At 52.9% G+C, this 7,292-nt stretch carries 6 protein-coding genes and 1 riboswitch; of the genes, 4 read left to right on the forward strand and 2 right to left on the reverse strand.

Going from position 1 to position 7,292, the window contains the following annotated elements; genetic code table 11:
* The first annotated feature begins 482 nt into the window (after positions 1-482).
* Entirely contained in the window at positions 483-950 is a 468-nt protein-coding gene (locus R0I78_RS09165; RefSeq protein ID WP_317075126.1) for an RNA-binding protein, read from the forward strand.
* A gap of 11 nt (positions 951-961) precedes the next feature.
* On the opposite strand, the gene murI is transcribed toward R0I78_RS09165, so the two are convergent.
* Positions 962-1,771, reverse strand: coding sequence for a glutamate racemase (murI, locus tag R0I78_RS09170; protein ID WP_317075127.1), 810 nt, complete (start codon positions 1,769-1,771; stop codon positions 962-964).
* Positions 1,772-1,963: 192 nt separating this feature from the next.
* Positions 1,964-3,775: a TonB-dependent receptor domain-containing protein gene (locus R0I78_RS09175; RefSeq protein WP_317075128.1), complete on the reverse strand. Its 1,812-nt coding sequence runs from the start codon at positions 3,773-3,775 to the stop codon at positions 1,964-1,966.
* Between the two features lie 33 nt (positions 3,776-3,808).
* A riboswitch (cobalamin riboswitch) is annotated at positions 3,809-4,006 on the reverse strand.
* A 175-nt stretch (positions 4,007-4,181) separates the two neighbouring features.
* Here R0I78_RS09175 and R0I78_RS09180 point away from each other — a divergent pair.
* From R0I78_RS09180 to trmA, 3 genes are all read left to right on the forward strand, one after another.
* Positions 4,182-5,522 (forward strand): sulfite oxidase, encoded by a 1,341-nt coding sequence (locus tag R0I78_RS09180; protein ID WP_317075129.1) that lies wholly within the window; start codon positions 4,182-4,184, stop codon positions 5,520-5,522.
* 17 nt (positions 5,523-5,539) lie between these two features.
* Complete coding sequence (locus R0I78_RS09185; protein WP_317075130.1) at positions 5,540-5,905, forward strand: hypothetical protein; 366 nt, start codon at positions 5,540-5,542, stop codon at positions 5,903-5,905.
* A 133-nt stretch (positions 5,906-6,038) separates the two neighbouring features.
* Entirely contained in the window at positions 6,039-7,130 is a 1,092-nt protein-coding gene (trmA, locus tag R0I78_RS09190) for a tRNA (uridine(54)-C5)-methyltransferase TrmA (protein WP_317075131.1), read from the forward strand.
* The last annotated feature ends 162 nt before the right edge of the window (positions 7,131-7,292 follow it).

Below are 7,292 nucleotides of genomic sequence, written 5' to 3' on the forward strand. Positions count from 1 at the left end.
TTCTCAATCGACTGCGAGTGCCCACACAGTTTGCTTGATAAATTGTTAAAGAGCGTTGACCGCTTTCGCTGGTCAGGGCTGCGTATTCTACGCAACTCTTGGTGTTCGTCAAGCGTTGAATCAAACTTTGTTTCGTTGTCTTTCAACGTTTGTGACCGTAGGCGTGTTGCCCCGTGTCAGTGGATGCGCATTATAGGGAGCCGCGATTTTTGCGCAAGGGCTTTTTTGACAAAAATACGGCTTTTAGCACCGAACGCTTATTAACCCAGCAAAACCACATGTTAGCCACAGAGTTATGCACAGATCGCAGCTGACCACTCATTACTTAGCGCAATATTTGAGCATGACGATATTGAATACTGGTAAGAGATCACGTTTGTTTAAAGGAAACTTGATGCTATCGAGGTCGAAGAGCCCGAATGAAGCTATGCTGTGAAGGCCGTATGCCTTTTTTCTTTTATCTACATGAGACTTTTTTATCAATGAAGCTATTCCAGCACTCTCTTGTTGTTCAATCTGCGCTACTCGCTCTTACCACAGCCGTCACCGGTGGCATTCTGATCGTGCTGTTTACTGCATCCTATAGCAGTGGTCTTTGGTTTGCCCTGGGTGTAGTAGCCGGAGGTATTGCTGTTTCCTGGCTGGTGCGGGCTCCCTCCATTACCGGAGAAACTGCAGCTACCATCACTCTTTATGTGGGCAACCTGCCCTATCGTGCCAACGAAGCTGCAGTGCGCAGCTTGTTTGAGCAGTATGGCCATGTAGTATCGGTCAGGCTGATGAAAGACAGAAATACCGGCAAGCGACGGGGCTTTGGTTTTGTGGAGATGCCTGAGCACGCAGCTCTGGAGGCCAAAGAAGCATTAAACGATACTGAATTTCAGCAGCGTACGCTTAAGGTAAGAGAAGCAAACGAGAAAAAGGAAGACGAAAGTGATATCAGCCTCTGACCTCTGAGGCTTCAGACACAGAACTCACTGATGAGTGTGAATCCTTCCTTGGCAAAGGCCAGGCTCTGAGCCTTGGCCTTTGCCGTTAGTTCAGTGCAATACACTCGCCCCGAAAGCTGTTGAGTCTGCTCTGTTATTCTTTTTGCTGTAAAGGGTTGCAGTAACAGACTCGATACTCTGCGGGCGATAGCCTCTCCTGAATCGATAAGATGGACTTTGGGCAGACATTGACTTAGCTCATTGGCAAGCAGTGGAAAGTGGGTACACCCCAGCACCAGCGCATCAGGCTTATCGTTTCCCCGCCAGGGAGTAAGAATGCGGACAAGATGACTGATATTAACGGTTTCACCTGCCAGCTTGTCTTCTGCCATTCTTACCAGCTCGGTAGTGCCCAGCATGGATATTTGCATATCAGCAGCAAAGCGCTGCACCAACTCGGCAGTATAGCGGCGGGAAACCGTGCCCGGTGTGGCCAGCAGGCCGATATGTTTGAGTCCTTTTGAACGACAGTATTCAGCCGCGGGTTTAATGGCCGGCACCACGCCAACAACAGGTATGTGCAGTTGTTCGCGCAGCGCCGGTAGCACATAGGTACTGGCGGTATTGCAAGCGATGATCACAATATCGATATGGTGACGTGCCACAAACACAGTGAGCAGCTCCAGCACACGCTCTACCAGGCGCGCTTCATCCAGCTCGCCATAAGGAAAACAGGCATTGTCGAACAGATAGAAGTACTGATGTGCCGGTAATGCCCGGTGTACTTCCCGGTAGACGGAAAGGCCACCCATGCCGGAGTCGAAGATAAGAATGTTTGCCACTGACTGCCCTCGCTGTGCAAGGGCGACATAATAACGCCAACGGCTGAAAAAGAAAAAAAGCCGGCGCGAAGGCCGGCTGAAGCACAAAGTTGTCTGCGCGCTCATGGTAGAGTCGGATAAAGGGGCAACTTCATCCTCCTTGCTGGTTACCTCACTACCGGTAGCAAAACAGAGGCCTGCGCTGCTACAAGATCAGAAGCGGTAGTCGGCACCGACGTAAAACTCCATATCGGGGGCATCGTAGCCACTGACCACCTGATAGTCCTTGTCGAACAGGTTGTTGATCTTGCCGTTCAGGGTCAGGTTTTGGGTAAGCGGGTAGCGGGCACCGATATTCCAGATGGTGTAGGAAGGGGTATATACTGGACCAACTGCACCATAGGTTTTCCTATCACCCATATACATTACTTGAGCAAATAAATTAGCTTTTGCCACATCAATGTCACCGGTCCAGCTGAACTTGCGTTTGGCACGGTTAAGCAGCTGCTTCGCAGTCTCAATATCTTTGGCATTAGTGTACTCATAGCTGACGGAATGATGAAGTGGGCCCGTATCAGCATTAATAACAAACTCAGCACCTCTGATAAGAGTGTCAACATTATCTGTAGAGTTTCTAAAACTCACAATCATGTTATCTATTTCATTACGATAAATATTTAGCTGCCAATCAAATAGACTATAGTTACCAGATAATCCCAACTCCCAGTTTTCAGATTGTTCTGGCTTAAGCTCTGGGTTCCCCCCTCCCCAACTGCTCTTAGGGTAATATAAATCAGTAAAGTTCGGAGCTCTAAACGCAGTCCCATAACTTAATGTCGCTTTGTGCTGCTCCAGCAACTGAACTGACAACGCACTCTGCCAGGTGCCATGTGTACCGAACTGTTCGTTATCATCTACTCGGCCGGTCAGCTCCAGGGTAAGCGGTGACCAGGTATGATAGGCGGAAATAAACACACCTGTGTTATCACGGTCTGGCGCCGTAAAACTTGTGCTTCTGGACAACAAACGATCTTGTTGCCAATCCATACCAGTTAAAACGTAGGCCTGCTCGGCATAATAATACTGAATCAGGCCATCAACCCGGGTGGTAGCGGTGTTGGCAATATCGGCAGTATGCTGCCCATCACTTTTGTTCCAGTCCTCGGACTTAAATTCGCCATAACTGGCATTAAGCTGGCCAACTAACTGTTCGTCCTGATAGCGCAGACCAGTATCAACTTGATACGCTTTGGTATTACTGCTGTCAGAGCCAGGAAAACCAAAGTCTGGCTCATAATAATCATATTCCAGATTATTTTCCCAAGCATTAAGGTTGGCATCCAACGTCCAGTTCTGATCCAGCTGATGTTCCATACCCAGCGTCAGGTTTTTGCTGTCAAAGCCATCGCGGTCAGGCTGACTGTTGTCAGGCACCACATCATAGCCCCGGGTTTCCCGATAACCGGTGGCCAGCTGCAGCCGGGTGGCATCGGTGACCCACTGGTTAACCGACACATCGGCGGCATAGTAGTCGTTACTGCCTGTGGTCACGCCCACACTAATATCATTCACTTTAGAAGTGGTAATGATATTGACCACACCGCCAATGGCACGAGAGCCATAGATAGCGGCACGAGGACCACGAATATATTCAATGCGCTGAACGTTGCTCACCGGCAACTGGCTGAAGTCGACGTTCGAGTTCACCATCTGTGCCATGGGGCGACCGTTGAGTAACACCAGTACATGATCAGACTCGGTGCCACGCACAAACAGGCTGCTGAGCTGACCAATACCGCCGCTTTGGGAGCCAAATTGCATACCTGGCAGGGTTTCCAGCAAGTCAATCAGAGAACGAGGCTGGCGGCGTTCGATGTCGGCCCTGGTAATCACTTCCACCGGAGCCAGGGCACTGGTGAGCGGCTGCTCTGCCCGGTTGTAGATGGTAATAGAGGTAGGTTCAGACGAATTCTGGGCACAGGCGGCCCATGGCAGCAGTGCGGCTGCCAACAATTTCTTAGACATTCTTTTCCCTAGTTCGCGTAGTGAGGCCTGCGGCCTTGTGACTCTCTCTTTGGCAGGTTTTCGGACTTGAGAGCTCGGGCGGCAGCCCACCTACGGCGACGGCTTCCCACCTTGCGGCAGTGCCTGGAATCTTCCGTGTCGCTTTCGTTCCCTCTTACCGCTGCGCGCCAGTTCCGGATTTGCACCGGATTCCCATTTACGCCTGTCGGCACCAAAGCGCGGGCATTATAAAGGCTAACTGAAGATATATGCATGATTTTTGAGAAAAAACGCAAAACATGACTCATTGTGAAATATGAGCCGGCTCTCAATTACTTAAAATTAACATATATTTAACTTTGCAGTTTTTGATAGGCTGCCGTTTTAAGCTTATCGGCAGTGTCAGATGCAACAGGGAGAGAACCTTATGGCCAGCGATTCCAACAACAGCAAGCAGCCCACCCACAAGGGCATTCATGAACTGTACGGTGAAGATCCCATCAAAGCCGATAAGCAGCTCTGGGGCCGTGAGAGCGACCCCGGCAGCCGGCGGGGATTTTTAAAACGCAGCGGCCTGCTGGCCATGGCCACTGCCATTGGAGCCAGCATTCCCTTTGCCAGAAATATGCCGGCGGGGCTGATACCGGCCGCTTTTGCCCAGTCCGACGAGCCTTTTTCACTGCCCGGCAAAGAAGGGCTGACCATTCTTAACGACAGGCCCATTAACGCCGAAACCCCGCCTCATTTGCTGGATGACGAAATCACACCAGCCAAACATATGTTTGTGCGCAACAACGGCCTGGTGCCCAATATAGAAACGCTGGATCCGGCCAAATGGACGCTGGAAATCGCCGGTGAGTCCTGCGAGAACCCCACTACTTTTACCATTGCCGAGCTGAAAGAAAAGTTTGAACATCACAGCTATCAGCTGACGGTGGAATGCGGCGGTAACGGCCGCAGTGAATATGTACCGGCGGCCAGCGGCAACCAGTGGACGACCGGTGCCGTGGCCAGCCCCAAATTTACCGGGGTGCGGCTGCGGGATGTACTGGAAGCCTGTGGCATCAAAAAAGACGCGGTATATATTGGCTATTACGGCGGCGACCTTCACCCCAGCGGCGATCCGGGCAAAGAGGCCATCTCCCGGGGCGTGCCCATGTCCAAGGCACTGGAAGACGAAACCCTGATCGCCTGGGCCATGAACGATGAAGACATTCCGGTGTTAAATGGCCACCCGCTGCGGCTGGTATGTGGTGGCTGGCCGGCGTCGACTTCGGGCAAGTGGCTGAAGAAAATCGTGATCCGCAATCAGGTGCACGACGGCAACAAGATGGCGGCCCCCTCTTACAGCGTGCCCAAATATCCGGTAGCCCCAGGCACTCAAGTGCCGAATAAAGACATGGAAATCATCGAATCCATGCCGGTGAAGTCGCTGATCACCTTCCCCAAAACCGGTATCAGCCATCAGCTGGGCCAGCCCTTGCAGGTGCGGGGTCATGCCTGGGCCGGTGATCTGGAAGTGACCGAGCTGCATGTGTCCATCGACTTTGGTGCCACCTGGCACAAGGCCGAGTTGCGCAAGCCCGCCAACCGGCTGGCCTGGCAGCACTGGCACAGCGAGCTGAGCTTTCCGGAAAAAGGCTATTACGAGATCTGGGCCAAAGCCGTGGATAACGAAGGCCATGCTCAACCCATGGTAGTGCCGGGCTGGAATCCCAAAGGCTACCTGAATAACGCCTGCCATCGCATTGCGGTGCAAATCGTTTAATTGTTCAGGAGGTTAGCATGATACGCACTGCTGCACTGGCATTGCTGCTGGGCCTGACAACGGCACCCGCCCTGGCTGCCGAGCAGGATCCACAAACCGGCTTTATTATCGCTCCCGGCTGGGAGACGGTACGCAATAACTGCACCGCCTGCCATTCCGCCAAACTGGTCACCCAGAACAGTGGCAGCCGGGAACACTGGCTGTCACTGATCCGCTGGATGCAGGAAAAACAGGGGCTGTGGACCTTTGATGCCCAGACCGAGGAGACCATTCTTGCCTATCTAAGCAGCGCCTACGGCCCCAAAGAAGGTGCCCGACGGCCACCGCTGCGGGCGGATCAATTGCCGGAAAACCCCTACCGAAAGCCGGCCAGCACAGAGTAACTCTACTATTCGGCGGGAGCGGAGCAGCGCTCCTGCCTTTACCCGCCTTAAATGCCCACGCTCCGCTCTGGTCAACTGGACAAATTCACTACAAGCCGTAGAATTTGCGCTCCGTTTTAAAGTGAGGCGAATAATGAGCACCCAAGACAGCTACCAGACTCAACTGGATGAAAAAGCCGCCCGGCTGGAGCAAATTTTCGCTCCCTTTACCCCTCCCCGTCTGGAAGTGTTTGCCTCCGACCCCAAGCATTACCGCATGCGCGCCGAGTTTCGTGTGTGGCATGAGGGAGACGACCTCTATTACATCATGTTTGATCAGGCCACCCGGGAAAAATACCGGGTGGAGCAGTTTCCGGCCGCCTCTGCGCTCATCAACACCGCCATGCCGCTGCTGCTGGAAGCCCTGCGCCCCAGCCCTGTGCTGCGCCGCAAGCTGTTTCAGGTAGACTTTTTGTCTTCCCTCAGCAACGAGCTGGTGATCAGCCTGCTCTATCATCGCCAGCTGGGTGAAGACTGGCAGGCGGAAGTGACAAACCTGCGCGCCTGGCTGAAAGAAAGAGGCATCAGCGCCCACATTATTGGCCGGGCTAAAAAGCAGAAACTGGTGCACGACTGTGATTATGTGCTGGAGCGGCTGAACGTGTCCGGCCGGGAGCTGATTTATCAGCAGGTGGAGAACAGCTTTACTCAGCCCAATGGCCGCATGAACGAAAAAATGCTGGGCTGGGCACTGAACGTGACTCAGGGTGCCAGCGGTGATTTGCTGGAGCTGTATTGCGGCAACGGTAACTTCTCTCTGGCTCTGGCAAAAAACTTTCGCCGGGTGCTGGCAACGGAAATTTCCAGCTCTTCGGTCAAGTCAGCCCAGTACAATATTGCTGCCAACGCCATCGATAACGTCACCATACTGCGTATGTCGGCGGAAGAGTTCACTCAGGCCATGCGCGGCGTGCGCGAGTTTCGCCGGTTAAAAGGCGTGGATCTGCCAAGCTATGAGTGCAATACCATACTGGTGGACCCGCCCCGGGCCGGGCTGGATGAAGACACGGTAAAGCTGGTTCAGGATTACGACAATATCGTTTATATCTCCTGTAATCCGGACACACTGCGTCAGAACCTGGAAACCCTGAGCCAGACTCACCACATCAGCCGTTTTGCGCTGTTTGATCAGTTCCCCTACACCCATCATATGGAAGCCGGTGTGTATCTGACGCGCCGAAAGTGAATAGTGATGAGTGAACACGTGAAATAACGAGTAGGGTGAGGCGTTACCGCCTCATCCCTCTCACAGAACCGTACGTACGGACCTCGTATACGGCTCATGCCTGCTTTTATTCAGCCTGCGGGCTGAACACATACCCTGTCCTGACATCTTCAAGATTGACCA

The organism is Oceanimonas sp. CAM02 (assembly GCF_032842915.1).
GTDB lineage: Bacteria > Pseudomonadota > Gammaproteobacteria > Enterobacterales > Aeromonadaceae > Oceanimonas > Oceanimonas smirnovii.

Excerpts from the sequence above, each read along its gene's own strand:
- R0I78_RS09165 (WP_317075126.1), top strand. The coding sequence starts at position 483 with ATGAAGCTATTCCAGCACTCTCTTGTTGTTCAATCTGCGCTACTCGCT.
- R0I78_RS09175 (WP_317075128.1), bottom strand. The coding sequence starts at position 3,775 with ATGTCTAAGAAATTGTTGGCAGCCGCACTGCTGCCATGGGCCGCCTGT.
- trmA (WP_317075131.1), top strand. The coding sequence starts at position 6,039 with ATGAGCACCCAAGACAGCTACCAGACTCAACTGGATGAAAAAGCCGCC.
- R0I78_RS09185 (WP_317075130.1), top strand. The coding sequence starts at position 5,540 with ATGATACGCACTGCTGCACTGGCATTGCTGCTGGGCCTGACAACGGCA.
- R0I78_RS09180 (WP_317075129.1), top strand. The coding sequence starts at position 4,182 with ATGGCCAGCGATTCCAACAACAGCAAGCAGCCCACCCACAAGGGCATT.